This window comes from Paenarthrobacter sp. CCNWLY172 (genome assembly GCF_037402035.1).
Classification (GTDB): domain Bacteria; phylum Actinomycetota; class Actinomycetes; order Actinomycetales; family Micrococcaceae; genus Arthrobacter.
The window spans coordinates 410,433-426,294 of record NZ_JBBEGB010000001.1 but is presented as its reverse complement, the minus strand read 5'-3'; the positions used below and the strand labels follow the sequence as shown (position 1 = coordinate 426,294).

Below are 15,862 nucleotides of genomic sequence, written 5' to 3'. Positions count from 1 at the left end.
AGGCAATACTGAAGAAACCTGAAACCCTGTTCGTGCTGGGCTACATGCTCCTGCCACTCTTCGCCCTGATTTCCGCCATCGTGGGATTGACCATGATCCTGGGCGGCAACCGGATTGCCGGAATCATTGTGCTGATCGTTGTCACGCAGGTATTCACTTTTGGTGCCTTCTTCGCCCTGCGCAAGCGCAAGGCCGTCCTGCTGCGGGAGCCCGACGCCGGCAGCTAAGCCCGCGCGGTCGGCGTGCGGGCCGCTGTGGCGAGTGGCGTCGTCGTACGTTCCGGTGGTGACGTAACCAACAGCGGCTCTGCGCCCCGAAAGTTTAGACTGGGTGAATGACTACAGCAGCTAATCCGTCCGTTGGACTGGTCGGTTGGCGTGGCATGGTCGGCTCCGTCCTGATGCAGCGCATGCAGGACGAGAACGACTTCGCCAACATCAACCCGGTATTTTTCTCCACCTCGAACGCAGGAGGTGCCGCCCCGTCCTTCGCTGATGGGGCCGGCAAGCTCGAGGATGCGTTTGACATCGAGACGCTGGGCAAGCTGCCGATTATTGTCACCGCCCAAGGCGGCGACTACACCAAGCAGGTCCACGGCGAACTCCGCAGCCGTGGCTGGGACGGCCTCTGGATCGACGCCGCTTCCACCTTGCGCATGAATGACGATTCCATCATCGTGCTGGACCCCATCAACCGTGACGTCATCGACGCCGGCCTGTCCGGCGGCGTGAAGGACTTCATCGGCGGCAACTGCACGGTTTCCTGCATGCTTATGGGCCTCGGAGGCCTTTTCAAGAACAACCTGGTCGAATGGGGCACCTCCATGACCTACCAGGCCGCCTCCGGAGGCGGTGCACGCCACATGCGTGAACTCCTCAACCAGTTCGGCACCCTCAATAATGAGGTCCGCAGCGAACTGGATGATCCTGCGTCGGCCATCCTCGAAATCGACCACAAGGTCCTCGCCGCACAGCGCACCGGCGTTGACGCCACCCAGTTCGGCGTACCGCTGGCAGGGTCCCTGATTCCCTGGATCGATGCCGACCTCGGCAACGGCCAGTCCAAGGAAGAATGGAAAGCCGGAGTAGAGACCAACAAGATCCTCGGCACCGGAAACGGCACCGCCGGCAAGGACCACATCGCCATGGACGGCCTGTGCATCCGCATCGGCGCCATGCGTTCACACTCCCAGGCCCTCACGCTCAAGCTGCGCGAAGACCTGTCCGTAACCGAAATCGAGAACCTCCTGGCCAAGGACAACGAGTGGGCCAAGGTTGTTCCCAACACCAAGGAAGCCTCCATGGCGGACCTGACCCCCGTGGCAGCATCCGGCACGCTGGACATTCCCGTGGGCCGTATCCGGAAGCTTGAAATGGGTCCGGAATACATCAGCGCCTTCACCGTGGGCGACCAGCTCCTATGGGGTGCAGCCGAGCCGCTGCGCCGCATGCTCAACATCGTGACGGGCAAGCTCTAGGCTTCACGCACCGGTTTGTTGACAACCCGCTGTTCCGCTGCTGCCCAGCAACGGAACAGCGGGTTTTCCGCGTCGTAGGGTGTGTTCAGCCGGCGGGATCGGCCAACATCCTTCAGCCGGCCATGAACTTCAGATACGCCCTCCCCTGAGCCTCGAAGGAACGGCCAGCGCCTGTCCCCAACTCCCCCGCGAACGGCTCCGGCACCACGCCCACAGACTTCCCGCTCACGGTTCTGGCCCACGTTCCCACCACTTCCCCGCCGGAGACGATGATGCGCTTGAAAACCCCGTTCTTGCCCGGCACTACCCGTTCGGCGTACTCGGGCGCGAGTACCAGGCTCCGATCCTGGTAACCGAGCAGGTACTCATCGAAGCCGGGAAGAGCCAGCAACGAGCGTGAGCCGGGGACGCCGTCGTCGAGCATTGCCGCCGTCTCAGGCGACAACCAATAACTGGTGCCGTCCAGCGGCACCTCAACCAGCCGGTCATGCAAGGTAGTAAGAGCCGCACGCGCCTCAGTGAGCGGCACTTGGCTCCACCACGAAAAATCCTTGATGGTGGCCGGGCCGTGGCTCCTGAGATAGCGGAACAGCAGCTCCGCGATGCCCTCCTCACGGCCAAGTTCCCGGGACTCAGGTATCCACTCCTCAAATGGCACAAACAGTTGCTGCACCCCAGCCTTTCCGCTGGATGCCGCCATCGGCCCCTGCACCAGCCAAGCGCGCTGGCACAAGCTCCCCAGCAAGTGGATCCCACGCTGTGCTGTGGTGGTCTGGCCGGCTTCCTCAAACGCCTGGAACAGCTGCTCCCGGGTTGCGCCGTGTGCGCCCTCCGTTGCCTTCAGCACCTCCGTGGTTTTAACCGCGATGTCCCGGCAATGGCTGATGTCGTCCTGGGTAATGCCGAGTTCACGGTGCCGGCCGGCCACAGTGGACATGAGGCGGTCGCTGGTGATGCCCAAAATCCACCGGAGATCCTCGGGGGCCAGGAGGTGCAACGTCCCGCGCATGGGCCAGGAACGGACCACGGTCCCGGCGTCGAGGGCAGCCCTGACGTCCGAGGCCCGGGTGCCGGGCACGCGCTGCCCCACAGCCCATAGCGCGTGGCCAAGGTCCTGGGCCTGCATGGCCGTCATCCAACGAACCGCATCAGCAACCGAGGGAAAGCCCCCAGACAAAAGGCCTTGGCTTGCGAGCCGTAAACGGCCCATGACGCGCGGACTGGGATTCTTGTGGGCTGCAGGCATGCTTCATCCTAAAAGGGCCGGCATGCACAGGGAACCTTGCCGCGCCTCCCAGCCCTCACCCAGCAGCGGATCCTAGGATGGATTCATGCTTTTTGGAGATCTTGCCCCGTTTGTGCGGCCGATGAGCCGGTGGTTGGCTACCGCCGGCTGGTTCTGCACTCTGGTGGGACTTGGCGCCGGGCTGATCGTTGCCGTGGGAACAGGCGTCAGCCTCTCCCCGTCAATGCGGGCCATCCAGACAGCCAGCCTCGTAGCAACCGCCGCCGCCGCGCTCCTCATCGGAACCGCCGCGGCAAGCCAGCCCGTTTCCGACCGCAACGACGACGCTCCTGAACCCTGGTTCTACCCGGCGGCCGCAGCACAGGTCCGCAGCTTCCTCGTTGGAGCCATCGTCATGCTCCTGGGCTTGGTGGGCTTCGCCGCTGCAAGCCTGTACATGCCCAGCGGGCCATCGCCGCAGAGTATCGCGTTCAGCCAGATCTTCCTGCTGGGCTCGGTCAGTTGTGGGCTGACATTCCTGCTGCTCAACAAGATCCTGCCGATTGCCGAGCGGCGAACACGCTAGGTTTCCGTCCCGGCGCTACGCCGAGGGGCTGGATCTCGACCGAAAGACCCTCCGGATACCCCCGAGAGCTCACCCCTCGCGAGCTGTACGTGCCTTAGAACGAAAGGCCGATCAGCAGCGGTTCCGGGTGCAGTTCAATGCCAAAACGTTCGACGACGCCGGCCCTCACCTCGCGCGCGATGGCCACCATATCCGCGGCCGATGCTGTCCCCCGGTTCGTGATAGCGAGGGTGTGTTTGGTGGACAGGGATGCCCTGCCGCCTGAGACACTCGATTCCTCCAGCCCAAAGCCCTTGCCGAACCCGGCGTGGTCGATCAACCAGGCAGCGGAAAGCTTGATGAGTCCGTCGTCGCCCGCGGGATACTTGGGCGCGTTCTCCGGCAACTCTGCAGCGCGTTCTGCCTCCACGATCGGGTTGGTGAAGAAGGAACCTGTGGAGTACGTGTCCCGGTCTTTTGCATCCAGGACCATGCCCTTGGAAGCGCGGAGCCGGAGGACTTCCCTCCGGACATCGTTGGAGTAGGCGCGCTTGCCTGCCTCCACGCCCAGCACCCGGGCCAACTCGGCGTAACGGATGGGGGCGCTCATCCGTCCCAGCGGCAACTGAAACTCCACTGTCAGCACCACGTACCGGGGCGAGCCCTCAACCGTGGTCTGTTTCAGGATGGAGTCGCGATACCCGAATTTGAGCTCGGAATTGGTAAAGGTCTGAACTGCGTTGCGTTCACGATCCCAGGTCCGCACGGCGGCGATTGTTTGTGAAACGTCTGAGCCGTAGGCGCCCACATTTTGCACGGGAGTAGCTCCTGTGGCACCGGGGATCCCGGAGAGAGCTTCCAGCCCGGACCAGGCGTGCATTACGGAGTGTTCCACCAGCGCATCCCAGTTGTGTCCGGCCTGTACCACCACCGATACACCGCCACAGCTGTCCTCGGAGTTCACGGTGAAGCCGTGGGAGGCGATCTTCAGCACAGTCCCCGGGTAGCCTTCGTCCGAGATCAGAAGGTTGGACCCGCCTCCGATGATCAGAAGTTTCTGGCCCGCAGCGTCAGCCGAACGGACGGCATCGATGATCTCTGCCTCAGTACGGGCCTCAACGTAGTTGCCCGCGGGGCCGCCGACGGCGGCAGTGGTCAGTTCGGAAAGCAGTGTTTGGGTCACCCATTAAGCCTAACGGGCTTCGTTGGGCTGGACGGACTTGTCCTTCTGCTGCCCGGAGAGCGGGGCCAGGAAGAAACTGACCACAAGGAGCACCAAGGGCGCCAACAAAGAGTGCAGGATGCCGAAGTGTTCGGCCAACAGGCCCAACAGTGGCGGCCCGCAAAGGAAAGCCCCGTAGCCGATGGTGGAGACTACCGAAACCCGTGCAGCGGCGTGGACGGGGTCATCGGCGGCTGCTGACATCCCCACCGGGAAACCGAGCGATGCGCCAAGGCCCCAGATAGCCAATGCAACGAAGGCCAGCCACGGAACCGGCGAAAAGACAAAGAGCGCAAGACCCACGACGGCGGTCGCTGAGCACCAGCGCATCACCACCACACGTCCAAACCGGTCGAGGATGGACGTGCCGGCGAATCGGCCGATGGTCATGAAGGTGACGAACAGGCCATAACCCACTGCACCCGCGGCGTCGGACTGCCCGTGGCCGTCGGCAAGCGCCAGCGCCACCCAGTCCCCCGCAGCTCCCTCGGCCAGTGCCAGCCCGAGGACCAGGACACCGATCAGGAGGGTTCGACGGTCGCGCCAGGCAAGGGCCACGAGCCGCTTGTTGTCGAGTGGGGCAACGGCCTTGCCTGGTTTGGGCTGCGTCTCCGGGGACCCTGTGATGATGGGCAGTGGACCGGTGGAGGGGTCTTGGAAAGTGTCCGTTTCATCGGGCCGGTACGTGTGTGTAGCAGCAGCTGTCTTTTCCGCACGGAACCAGAAGCCGGCAGTCACTACGGACGTAGTAACTACGACGCCTGAGATCAGGAAGTGCCAGAAGACCGGCATGTGCACCGCAGCAGCCCAGGCACCAAAACCGGCGGCTGCTACCGTGCCGAGACTGAATGCCCCATGAAGGTGCGGCATGATGTGCCGGTCCAAGGCGCGTTCCAGCGCAGCTCCCTCAACATTTGAGGCGGTGTTCCAACTCGCCGTGCCCAGACCGAGCACCACCAGGCCCGTTGCCACCACCAGCGGACTCGCCGCGACGGAAGCGCCGAATCCCACGGTGACCAAGCCGGCGCCCACCATGCAACTGCCGATCCTCGTAGTGAGTTTGGGCCCCAGCCTGAGCACGATCAGTCCCGAGGCCGAGATGGAAATGAAGGAGGCCACGGTCATGCACATCAGCAGAAGGCCAATGCCGCCCGGCGTGAGGTCCAGTCCGTCGCGGATGGCGGGCAGGCGGGACACCCAGGTGGCAAAAGCGATGCCGCTGGCCGCGTAGGAAGCAAGAACAGCGGCGCGCCACCGCGACATTTCAGTCGGGGTGGCGCGTCGCGGAGAAGCCTTCAGTGGGTTCAAGAGACCTTCACGACCGCCTGCGATTTCATGAGGACCTTCAGTCCTGCTGCCACAACGGTGAGGTCAACGCGGGCGGTGCGGGCATCGGCGTCGAGCGCTCCCACTACACCGGTAACGTCGATGACGGCGCCGGCCTCATCGGTTCCTGTTGTATCGGTGACCAGCACCGGCTTGGTGAAGCGGGTCTGGTAATCGACGACGGCGGCCGGGTCGCCCGCCCAGTCGGTGACCAACTGCACGGCGGCACCCATGGTGAACATCCCATGCGCGATAACGCCCGGCAACTCAACAGAGGTTGCGAATGCTTCGTTCCAGTGGATGGGGTTGAAGTCCCCGGAGGCACCTGCGTACTTGACCAGGTCCTGGCGGGTGACCTCGATGCTGCGGGTGCCGATTTCCTGGCCGACCGTCAGTTCTTCAAATGTGGGGCTCATGGTTACTGTCCCTCTCCGCGGACCAGGATGGATGAGGTGGTGGTGGCGACTTTTTCGCCTGCCACGGTGGAAATCTCGGAGCGGGTGGTGATCATGGCTCCCCCGCCCATGGCACGGACGCCGTCCACATGAAGTTCGGCTACCAACTGGTCACCTGCAACGATGGCCCGGTGGTGCGTGAACCGCTGGTCAGCGTGGACCACCCGGGAGAAGTCGATCCCCGATTCCGGGTCCTCCACCAGCTGGGCATCAGCACGCTGGGCAACGATGATGGCAAATGTTGGCGGCGCTACGAGGTCGCTGTGCCCCAAGGCCTTGGCGGCTTCCACATCGAAATGTGCGGGGTTGTTGGCTTTCACAGCCTTGGCAAACTCGCGGATCTTTTCGCGGCCGACGTCATATACCTCTGCGGCAGGGTAGCTTCGGCCCTGCAGGTCCGGATTGATACTCATGGTCCAACCCTATCGGGCCGCGGGGTACGGAGTGGTGCCGTTTATTTCTTGTAGCCCTTACGGATTTTCTGGCCCCGGACCACGAGCCCGCCCACATGGAGGAGCAGCCCCACACCAATGACCGGCAACGATGCCATGGCGAGGCCCTGGTTGCCCGAAGTGTTTCCCACAATGGACAGGATGAGTCCCACAGCAATGAGCCCCATGGCACTGAAAACCAGGACTTTGTAGGCAGTGGAGGCGTTGGCCCAGAATTCGTCTAGCACCGTCCAAGTCTACCGGGGCGTGCGTGGGACTAGAAAAGGGAGTCCTGCAGCGCCGGGATTTCTGTGAGGTGCGGGCCGAACTCGATCTTGCGGCCCTTCAGCGCGCCCAGGTCTGCCACAAAGCTGCCCTCCACCTCTGCCCCCGACGCGTCGGGAAGACCTGCCAAGGCGATGGCCCCGGACAGTGCGTGGACCCGCAGACCGTGCCCGCCGGAGTCGAACGTTACCGGGTAAGGGTGGCGACGCCCTTCGCCGGCGCCATCACAAAGCCGGTCCGCCAGCGCGGGCCGGTCCCACTCTTCCTCCACAACGGAACAGCCTGTCATCCCGAGCCCGCCCAGCATCCCGCGCACCCGCCCGGCGTGCTGACGGTTCAACGCCAAGAGTTCGACGCCGGCACGCGGCTCCACGAGGCCTGCCACCTTGGAGGCCGAACGGACTTGTTGGACGAGGCCCAGCTCGCGGGTGACCATGTCCTCAAGAATGCGGACAACACGGCCATCCTCGGCATGGGCCACGTAGGAAGCGTGCACGGCCCCCTGCTCGGCAAGCCTGTTCCATTTGCGCTGCGCAGAGGCCGTGCCCACTTTGGTGGCACCGTTCGCAAAAGTTGCCACGTAGAGCCAGTGTGGCTGCATCAGATAGGCCCGCAGGCCGGTGGGAACGGAGGTGCCGCGATGAAAGTCGTGCATGAGCCGGGAATCATCGCGGGCAAAGCAGGTCCCACATTGTTTGCCGCGCTCCGCCGGGGCACTGCTGCGGCAGGGAACATGCGTGCGGTCCCCCGGACCGTGGACCTTGGTATGGCCCAGGCACCACAGACCGGGGATAACGCGCAGGCCCAGGGCTGAGCCCCGGCCCAACGCAACATCACTGAACTCCCCGTCCGGCGCGAACAACCTCAATGCAGGCGAAGTGGAGTCCCAAACGACTCCGTGAACCAGCATGCTTACAGGGAAGGCTGGACTCCGAAGGCCACGGCAAGCTTCATGATCTTCTCGGCGCGGCCCAAACGCGGGAGGTCCGAACCGTCGCGGATGACGCGGCCGTTGGCTTCGAAGTCGTTCATGAAGTCGGTGGCCCAGGCGACGTCGGACGGCGTGGGGCTGATGACCTCATTGATCACGGTGGTCTGATCGATGGCCAAGCACAGCTTGCCGGTCATGCCCATGGTCACGGTGATGCCGGTCTGCTCGCGCAGGATGGGGTGGTTGGTGCCGACGGTAGGGCCGTCGATGGGGCCCGGCAGGTTACCCACGCGGCTGGCGACAACCAGTTTGGCGCGCGGGTAGGCCATGGCTTCCGGGGTAGCCGCCATGCCGGTGTCGCGGCGGAAATCGCCGGAGCCAAAAGCAAGGCGGAAGGCACCCTGGGCACGGGCAATATGGTTGGCTTCCTCGATGCCGAGGGCGGACTCAACCAGCGCGACCACGGGAGTCTTGCCGTCCATGCGGTGGTAGGACTCGGTGACCTGGTCAGCGGATTCGGTCTTGGCCAGCATCACGCCCAGCAGACCAGGGGTGCCGCGGAGACCGGCGAGGTCGTCGGCCCAGAACGGGCTGGTGGCGTCATTGATGCGGACCCACGCCTGGCCACCGGCGGTCAGCCAGTTAACGACGTTCTCGCGTGCTTGGTCCTTCTGGGAAGGATCCACGGCGTCTTCGATATCCAGGATGATGGCGTCTGCCCGTGAACCCGCAGATTCGTCAAAGAGCTCCGTTTTCATGGCGTTCACAAGGAGCCAGGAACGGGCGATATCAGCGGGAATGTTGCGGGTAGGCCGAATGGACTCGGCGGCGATGCTAGACGTCATGTATCTACCGTATCCGCCCGGCGGCTCACAGGGCGAAGAAATACGGCCGGTTGTGAGGATCAATACGAACTAAACCCCATATGACTGTGGGGTCCAACAGTATGAAGGTCCGACGGCGGTACGCGCCAGTCATGCCAGGCCCGCCAGTCGCTGTTGTTCATGAGGCTCAACGCGGCGACTTGTGTCCCCCCGTTGCCGGGAATTGCCCAGGATTTCGTCGCGTGTCGGGCTGTTTCGCAGCGTTTCCAGGCGTTACCCCGGCACTTCCCAGCCGCCGTCGAAATGGGCTTTCATCGTTCCCAAGCCGTTGCACAGCTTCCAAGCTCCCGCTTAAGCCGGCCCACCCAACACATCACCACTCATCGAAAGTAGCTCCCATGAAACTGCATCTGCCCCTGCTGAGCGTCGCGGCCGCCGTCGTACTAGCGCTGACGGTGAGCGGCTGCGGCGGCGCTGCCGAAGCCGGTCAAGCCAACCAGGCAGGCACCGAGGTCAAGGAACTCCGGTACCAAGGCTCGGCGAACAACGTGACTTTCCCTGAACTGGCTGCAGACCTCGGATATCTGGGCGACCTGAAGCTGAACTGGGTTGGCAACACAACCAGTGGTCCGCAGGACATCCAGTCTGCGGCGACCAACCAGACCGACTTCGGCGGCGCGTTCTCCGGAGCGGTGGTCAAACTCATTGAGGCCGGCGCGCCAGTCACAGGCGTGACCAACTACTACGGCTCCGACGAGAAGACCTTCAGCGGCTATTACGTGAAGGCCGACAGCACCATCAAGGAACCGCGGGACCTGATCGGCAAGAAGATCGCTGTCAACACGCTGGGCGCCCATCACGAAGCCGTCATCAACACCTGGCTGACCAAGAACGGCCTCAGCCAGGACGAGATCAAGCAGGTCCAGTTGGTCCCGCTGGCACCGAACGACACCGAAGAAGCGATTCGTCGTGGGCAGGTGGACGCCGGAACGCTTGGCGGCGTCCTGCAGGACAGGGCCATCGAAGCCGGAGGACTGCGCTCACTGTTCAGCGACGTGGAACTGTTCGGTACCTTCGCAGGCGGACAGATCGTGCTCCGGAACGACTTCATCGCGAAGAACCCGAACACGACCCGCACCTTCACAACAGGTGTTGCCAAAGCGATCAAGTGGGCTGCCGAAACCCCTCGCGACGAGGTCATTGCCCGCTTCACCAAGATCATCGATGGCCGCGGACGCAATGAGAGCACCGCCAACCTGAAATTCTGGAAGAGCCCCGGGGTCCCGGACGCAGGGGTGATCAAGGACGAGGACTTCACCCGCTGGGAGGACTGGCTCAACGCATCGGGAATCGTCAAGGACAAGCTCACGCCGTCCAAGTACTACACGAACGAGTTCAACGAGCTCGCCGCGAAGAAGGGATAGCCATGACCGCGAAAATCAGCCTGCGGAACGTCACCAAGGAATTCACGGTCCGGGCCACCAAGACAACCAGCGCTACCCGGCTCACCGCCATCGATTCCCTCAGCCTGGATGTCCGGGACGGCGAGTTCCTCACCTTGGTAGGCCCCAGTGGTTCGGGCAAGACCACGCTGCTGGACTTGCTGGCCGGACTCTCGACGCCGACGTCCGGTGAAGTCCTGGTGGATGGCAAGGCCGTCACCGGTCCCGGCAAGGACCGCGCCGTGGTGTTCCAGCAGTACGCGTTGTTCCCTTGGCGGACAGCGTCGGCCAACGTCTCCATTGGACTTGAAGGAGTGGGCCCGGACGGCAGGAAGCTGAACCGCCGCGAGCGGGCAGCGAAGGCCAGCGAATACCTGGCACTCGTAGGCTTGGCGGGTTTCGAGGACCGCTATCCGCATGAGCTCTCCGGCGGCATGAAGCAGCGCGTGGCCATCGCCCGGAGCCTGGCTTACGAGCCGGACGTCTTGCTGATGGACGAGCCGTTCGCCGCTTTGGACGCCCAGACCCGTGAGCAGTTGCAGGATGAACTCCTCAGGATCTGGAAAGCCACGGGCAAGACCATCGTCTTCATCACCCACGGCATTGACGAGGCCGTATACCTCGGCGAGCGCGTCGCCGTCCTGAGCGCGCGCCCGGGCCGGCTCAAGGAAATCGTGGACATCGATATTCCCGACCGCGACGGCGACGAGGACATCCGCTCCCATCCCGCCTTTGTGGAGCACCGACACCAGGTCTGGACGCTCCTGCACGATGAAGTCCGCCGCGCCCAGGACGCCGGCCACCGCAAGATCCTGCCGGACGGCAGCGCACCGGACGAACCCGCAACCATCACCAAGGAAAGGAGCGCGGCCTGATGACCACCACGCTCATTCATACAGAAGCCGCGCCCACGGCGGGCACCGCGACAAACCCAGCTGCCGCCGTCGAGCGTTCACCGCAGGATGCTGCAAAAGGCACGACGCCGGCAGCCGGCAAAGTGCGACGGGTCGCCGCCGCGGCCGGTTCAGTTCTCTGGAAGTCCACGGCCGTCCTGGCGTTCCTGGCACTGTGGGAGCTCGGGCCGACGTACTTGGCCAGCCCCTCAACAAGGGTGTTCCTGCCACCGCTGCACGAAGTACTCCTGGCGTGGGGCAAGCTGTTCGAGGCCGGCACCATCCAAGGCCACATTGCTGCCAGCCTCACCCGGTCCGTGGCAGGCTTCGGCGCCGCACTGGTGGCAGGTGTCTCGCTGGGATTGCTCATCGCCTGGTACGGGCGGTTGAACTCGGTCCTGAACCCCCTGCTGGAGTTGTTCCGCAACACTGCCGCGCTGGCCTTGCTGCCCGTGTTTACGCTGCTGCTGGGTATTGGCGAGGAATCGAAGATCAGCATCGTTGCTTACGCTGCGTTCTTCCCGGTCCTCCTCAACACCATTGCCGGAGTGAAGACCGTGGACCCGCTGCTGATCAGGGCGGCGCGCTCGTTGGGGCTCAACAGCTTCCGACTCTTCCAGAAAGTCATTCTCCCGTCCGCCGTGCCCACCATTTTCACGGGTATCCGCATGGCCGGCACCGCATCAATCCTGGTGCTGATCGCCGCGGAAATGGTGGGAGCCAAAGCCGGCCTGGGTTATCTGATCGTGAACGCGCAGAGCAGCTTCCTGATCCCGGACATGTACGCCGGCATTCTTACGGTGTCCTTGTTGGGGCTCGGCGTGAACTTCCTCCTGGTAGCCCTTGAACGGCACTTCTCCCGCTGGCGCACCGCTGTTGGTGCCGACGCTTCCTGACCCACCCACGCGGTACCCGCCGCAACCCATCACCACAGGATCCAACACAACCAGTAAGGAAACAGATCATGACCGTCATTACCGAAACCAAACTCGAATTCGCCAAGCTGGGCTCCCGCATCGGCGCCGAAATCCGCGGGCTGGACATCAGCGGAGACCTCAGCGAGGACACCGTGGCCCAGATCAGGGCAGCCCTCAACGAGCACAAGGCGTTGGTTTTCCGCGAGGCCAACATCCTCACCGACGAAGCCCAGGTGAGGTTCGCTTCGCACTTTGGACCACTGACCAAGGCGCACCCCACGGTTGCTTCCGTAGATGGCGAAGAGAACGTCCTTCCCGTTGACAGCGAGAACGGCTCTGCCAACAACTGGCACACGGACGTCACGTTTGTGGTCAACCCGCCGCAGGCGTCCACGCTGCGCAGCATCGACCTTCCGGCTTACGGCGGCGAGACGTTGATCGCGTCCTCGGCCGGCGCCTACCAGGATCTCCCGGAGGAGTTGCGAACGTTCGCGGACAACCTGTGGGCCATCCACACCAATGACTACGACTACTCGGTACCCAAGAACCTTGAGCACTCCAATGCGGAAGAGCGTCGCAAGGAGTTCACCCGTTTGAAGTTCGAGACCGCCCACCCCGTGGTACGGGTGCACCCTTTGACCGGCGAGCGCGGATTGTTCATTGGGGGCTTCGCGCAGCGGCTGAGGATCGTGGGCTTGTCCAACACCGAATCCAAGGACATCATCCGTCTGCTGCAGGCGTACGTGACGCGTCCGGAGAACGTGGTCCGGGTGAACTGGGAGCCAAACCAGGTAGTCCTGTTCGACAACCGCATCACCCAGCACTACGCCCCGGACAACTACGATGGCCAGCCGCGCAAGCTCAACCGCGTCACCATTGCCGGCGACATTCCCGTCAGCATCGACGGAAAGCCCAGCCAGGCCATCCAGGGTGACTCAAGCACCTACTCGGTAGTGGCCCCGATCAGCCACACACCGTAGGCGCACTCCATGTGTTGCTGTTCCCACCCAACTGAGTCGCAGTACAGCGCGTTTTGAGGCCTCATAACGCGCACAACTGCGACTCAGTTGGGTTAAAACGGGTTTAGGGGATGTTGTTTCCCCGGGCCGCCACCCACAGTCCATACCACTGGGCACGGGTCATCTCCTCCGCGACAGCTGCCGCGTCGGCGCATGCCACAATCCGGGCGGGATGGGTGGTTCCCACTACCGGAGAAATCCTGGCCGGGTGCTTCATCAGCCAACCCAGCAACACTGATTCCGGCGTAGTGTTCTTCTCCCCTGCCATCTGTTCCAGCATCTCCGCTACTGCCAACTCGGCCGGTGAGAGCTCCTCCGGCTTCGCTCCGGTGTAACGCCCTTGCGCCAGGGACCCATAGGCCTGCAGTTCAATCCCGTGTCTCATGCAGTGCTCCAGGGTCCCGTGCGGAAAGCTGTACCCCACCCCCTCCGCATGGTTGACCAGCACACCGCTCTCCAGCCAGTCCCGGCGAAGCAGGCTCATTTCCAATTGGTCCGCCACAAGGGGCGTCTCCAACTGGTCCTGAAGGAACGCGATCTGGGCTCCGGACATGTTGGACACACCCAGTTGCCGCACCTTGCCTTCCGCCGTCAACTCTCCGACGGCGGCCGCCACCTCACGCGGGTCCATCAGCGGATCGGGGCGGTGCAGCAGCAGCACGTCCACATAGTCGGTCTGAAGCCGCTTCAGGCTCCCGTTGACCCGTTCGAGGATCGCTTCCCGGCTGAGGTCGTAATGCGTCGCCAACCCACGCTCCCCCAGCCTGATACCGCACTTGGTTTGCAGCTGGATCTTTTCACGCAGGCCCCGCGAACGGGCAAGGACTTCACCGAAGACGGCCTCGGACTTTCCGTTGCGGTAAATGTCAGCATGATCGAAAAGCTCAATCCCGATGCCCACGGCGGCGTCGACCACCGCGGCGGCCTGATCGATCTCAGCTGCGCCATAGGACGTTCCGTCCCACGGGCCACCGAGTCCCATGCAGCCATAGATGAGGCGTCCCCGCCCGTTCGCATTCGTCATAACTTCAGTCTTCTGCCGCAGCGCTACGCGTTGCTGACTACCCAGGCAGTGGTGTCGGAGGGCAGCTTGCCGTTCTCCAGCGGACCGCTGGCGACCACCACGTCACCTTCAGGCAGCTCAACAGGCTCGCCGCCAAAGTTCGTGACGGTATGCCAGCCACCCGGGCGGCTGAAGTGCAGCACGTCCTGGTTTCGGGTTTCCACCCACTCAAGTTCCTCAGCCGTCTGGAGTTCTCTGCGCAGGCCCAACGCCTTGCGGTAGAGCTCCAGCGTGGAACCGTCCACGCCGTCCTGGGTGGATACTGCGTAATCCTTGAACCACTCCGGCTGGGGAAGGTGCGCCTTGCCCGCGCCGAAGCCAAACGACGGACCTTCCGCCGTCCACGGCAACGGCACCCGGCATCCGTCGCGCCCGATCTCCACGCCCGGGTTGCGGAAGAAGGACGGGTCCTGGCGTTCCGAGTCAGGGATTTCCGAGACTTCACGCAAACCGAGCTCTTCACCCTGGTAAAGGTAGGCCGAGCCGGGAAGCGCGAGCAGCAACAGCGTGGCGGCGCGGGCACGACGCAAGCCAAGTTCGACGTCGAGCTCTTCAGCCGGCGCGCCGGCCAGCAGCCAGCCCTTGCCATCCTGGCCCTTGGGCTTGCCGCCGGTGATGTCCTGGGCCGCGTTGGTTCCCTGCGCAACGGAGCCGCCTTTGGGAAGGCCGTACCGCGTGGCGTGGCGGACGACGTCGTGGTTGGAGAAGACCCACGTGGACGAAGCACCTGATTCCTTGGCTGCCACGAGGTTGTCCGTGATGATTTTCCGGAAGGATGCAGCGTCGAAGTCGGACTGCAGGAGATCGAAATTGAACGCCTGGCCCAGTCCTTCGGGGCTTGCATAGCGGGCACGGCGGGACTCGTGGACCCAGGCCTCGGCGACAGCCGTACGGGGCGGGTTGTACTCATTGAAGAGCTTGCGCCATTCCGCGTACACCTCGTGGACTTCATCGCGGTCCCAGAACGGGTGGGAACCATCGGTGAAGCCATCAGTTCCGTGGGCCTTGGCTTCGAGATCGGCCTTCATGGGCAACGGCTCGGACAGATCCTTGGCCATGCCGTGGGCTACATCAATCCTGAAACCATCAACGCCGCGGTCCGACCAGAAACGCAGGGTCTTCAGGAAGTCCTCACGGATCTCCGGGTTCTCCCAGTTAAAGTCCGGCTGCTCCTTGGCAAAAATGTGCAGGTACCACTGGCCGGGAGTGCCATCCGGCTCGGTGATGCGATCCCAAATGGGGCCGCCAAAGACGGAGTCCCAGTCCGACGGCGGCAGCTCGCCGTTCTCGCCCCGGCCGTCACGGAAGATGTAGCGCTCGCGGGCAGCGGAGTCCTTGGGTGAAGCCAAGGCCTCCTTGAACCACTCATGGCGGTCGGAGGAATGGTTGGGGACGATGTCCGCCACGATCTTGATGCCGGCGGCGTGCAGGGCCTCAACCATCTCGTCGAAGTCCTCAAGCGTACCCAGCTTCGGATCCACATTGCGGTAGTCATCTACGTCGTAGCCGCCGTCAGCGAGCGCTGAAGGGTAGAAGGGGCTCAGCCAGACGGCGTCGATTCCCAGTTCCTTAAGATAGGGAACTTTGGCGGTGATGCCCTTGATGTCGCCCAGTCCGTCGCCGTTGGCGTCGTGGAAGCTGCGGGGATAGATCTGGTAGACAGCCGCCTGGCGCCACCAGTTGGGGTCGGCCATGCGGTCTACATCGGTATGGTGTGCCTGAGTGGCGGAGGTGCTCACGAAACTCCTTTGATTTAGTATCTAAATTTATATCCCGGACCAGTATGA

At 63.4% G+C, this 15,862-nt stretch carries 17 protein-coding genes; 7 read left to right on the top strand and 10 right to left on the bottom strand.

The window, feature by feature from the left end:
- Positions 1-5 precede the first annotated feature (5 nt).
- Both WBN73_RS01870 and asd read left to right on the top strand, forming a co-directional pair.
- Positions 6-227, top strand: a complete 222-nt coding sequence (locus tag WBN73_RS01870) for an NF038396 family protein (RefSeq protein WP_207597615.1) — start codon at positions 6-8, stop codon at positions 225-227.
- Between the two features lie 107 nt (positions 228-334).
- Positions 335-1,477 (top strand): aspartate-semialdehyde dehydrogenase, encoded by a 1,143-nt coding sequence (asd, locus tag WBN73_RS01865; RefSeq protein ID WP_337339335.1) that lies wholly within the window; start codon positions 335-337, stop codon positions 1,475-1,477.
- A gap of 112 nt (positions 1,478-1,589) precedes the next feature.
- On the opposite strand, the gene WBN73_RS01860 is transcribed toward asd, so the two are convergent.
- Complete coding sequence (locus WBN73_RS01860; RefSeq protein ID WP_337339334.1) at positions 1,590-2,723, bottom strand: winged helix DNA-binding domain-containing protein; 1,134 nt, start codon at positions 2,721-2,723, stop codon at positions 1,590-1,592.
- 85 nt (positions 2,724-2,808) lie between these two features.
- Between WBN73_RS01860 and WBN73_RS01855 the strand changes: the two genes are divergently transcribed.
- A complete protein-coding gene (locus WBN73_RS01855; protein WP_207594267.1) occupies positions 2,809-3,288 on the top strand; it encodes a hypothetical protein in 480 nt (159 codons plus the stop codon).
- Between the two features lie 94 nt (positions 3,289-3,382).
- On the opposite strand, the gene WBN73_RS01850 is transcribed toward WBN73_RS01855, so the two are convergent.
- Genes WBN73_RS01850 through WBN73_RS01815 form a run of 7 tightly spaced genes read right to left on the bottom strand, consistent with a single transcriptional unit; the run spans position 3,383 to position 8,762 of the window.
- On the bottom strand, positions 3,383-4,450 hold the full coding sequence (locus WBN73_RS01850) for a UDP-N-acetylmuramate dehydrogenase (RefSeq protein ID WP_337339333.1): 1,068 nt from the start codon (positions 4,448-4,450) through the stop codon (positions 3,383-3,385).
- A gap of 9 nt (positions 4,451-4,459) precedes the next feature.
- Positions 4,460-5,752 carry an MFS transporter gene (locus tag WBN73_RS01845; protein WP_337339426.1) on the bottom strand — a complete coding sequence of 431 codons (1,293 nt, stop codon included), beginning with the start codon at positions 5,750-5,752 and terminating at the stop codon, positions 4,460-4,462.
- Positions 5,753-5,793: 41 nt separating this feature from the next.
- Positions 5,794-6,231, bottom strand: a complete 438-nt coding sequence (locus tag WBN73_RS01840; RefSeq protein ID WP_207594270.1) for a MaoC family dehydratase — start codon at positions 6,229-6,231, stop codon at positions 5,794-5,796.
- A 2-nt stretch (positions 6,232-6,233) separates the two neighbouring features.
- Positions 6,234-6,683, bottom strand: coding sequence for an FAS1-like dehydratase domain-containing protein (locus WBN73_RS01835; RefSeq protein WP_089595838.1), 450 nt, complete (start codon positions 6,681-6,683; stop codon positions 6,234-6,236).
- A gap of 41 nt (positions 6,684-6,724) precedes the next feature.
- Positions 6,725-6,949: a DUF3188 domain-containing protein gene (locus WBN73_RS01830; RefSeq protein ID WP_280623279.1), complete on the bottom strand. Its 225-nt coding sequence runs from the start codon at positions 6,947-6,949 to the stop codon at positions 6,725-6,727.
- Positions 6,950-6,978: 29 nt separating this feature from the next.
- Complete coding sequence (locus WBN73_RS01825) at positions 6,979-7,896, bottom strand: DUF2797 domain-containing protein (protein WP_443193236.1); 918 nt, start codon at positions 7,894-7,896, stop codon at positions 6,979-6,981.
- Between the two features lie 2 nt (positions 7,897-7,898).
- Positions 7,899-8,762, bottom strand: coding sequence for an HpcH/HpaI aldolase/citrate lyase family protein (locus WBN73_RS01815; protein WP_207594273.1), 864 nt, complete (start codon positions 8,760-8,762; stop codon positions 7,899-7,901).
- 377 nt (positions 8,763-9,139) lie between these two features.
- Here WBN73_RS01815 and WBN73_RS01810 point away from each other — a divergent pair, with 377 nt between their 5' ends.
- The 4 genes from WBN73_RS01810 (at position 9,140) to WBN73_RS01795 (ending at position 12,973) form a co-directional block, all read left to right on the top strand.
- Entirely contained in the window at positions 9,140-10,165 is a 1,026-nt protein-coding gene (locus WBN73_RS01810) for an ABC transporter substrate-binding protein (RefSeq protein WP_337339332.1), read from the top strand.
- A gap of 2 nt (positions 10,166-10,167) precedes the next feature.
- On the top strand, positions 10,168-11,058 hold the full coding sequence (locus WBN73_RS01805; RefSeq protein WP_337339331.1) for an ABC transporter ATP-binding protein: 891 nt from the start codon (positions 10,168-10,170) through the stop codon (positions 11,056-11,058).
- The gene (locus WBN73_RS01800) at positions 11,058-11,972 is read left to right on the top strand and encodes an ABC transporter permease (RefSeq protein WP_280623283.1); all 915 of its coding nucleotides are present in this window, start codon (positions 11,058-11,060) and stop codon (positions 11,970-11,972) included. Before WBN73_RS01805 ends, WBN73_RS01800 begins: the two co-directional genes overlap by 1 nt.
- Before the next feature lie 68 nt (positions 11,973-12,040).
- Positions 12,041-12,973, top strand: coding sequence for a TauD/TfdA dioxygenase family protein (locus WBN73_RS01795; protein ID WP_207594277.1), 933 nt, complete (start codon positions 12,041-12,043; stop codon positions 12,971-12,973).
- A gap of 103 nt (positions 12,974-13,076) precedes the next feature.
- Here the strand turns inward: WBN73_RS01795 and WBN73_RS01790 are convergent, their stop codons facing one another.
- Positions 13,077-14,036, bottom strand: coding sequence for an aldo/keto reductase (locus WBN73_RS01790; protein WP_337339330.1), 960 nt, complete (start codon positions 14,034-14,036; stop codon positions 13,077-13,079).
- A 23-nt stretch (positions 14,037-14,059) separates the two neighbouring features.
- Entirely contained in the window at positions 14,060-15,814 is a 1,755-nt protein-coding gene (locus WBN73_RS01785) for a glycoside hydrolase family 13 protein (RefSeq protein ID WP_337339329.1), read from the bottom strand.
- Positions 15,815-15,862: the final 48 nt, after the last annotated feature.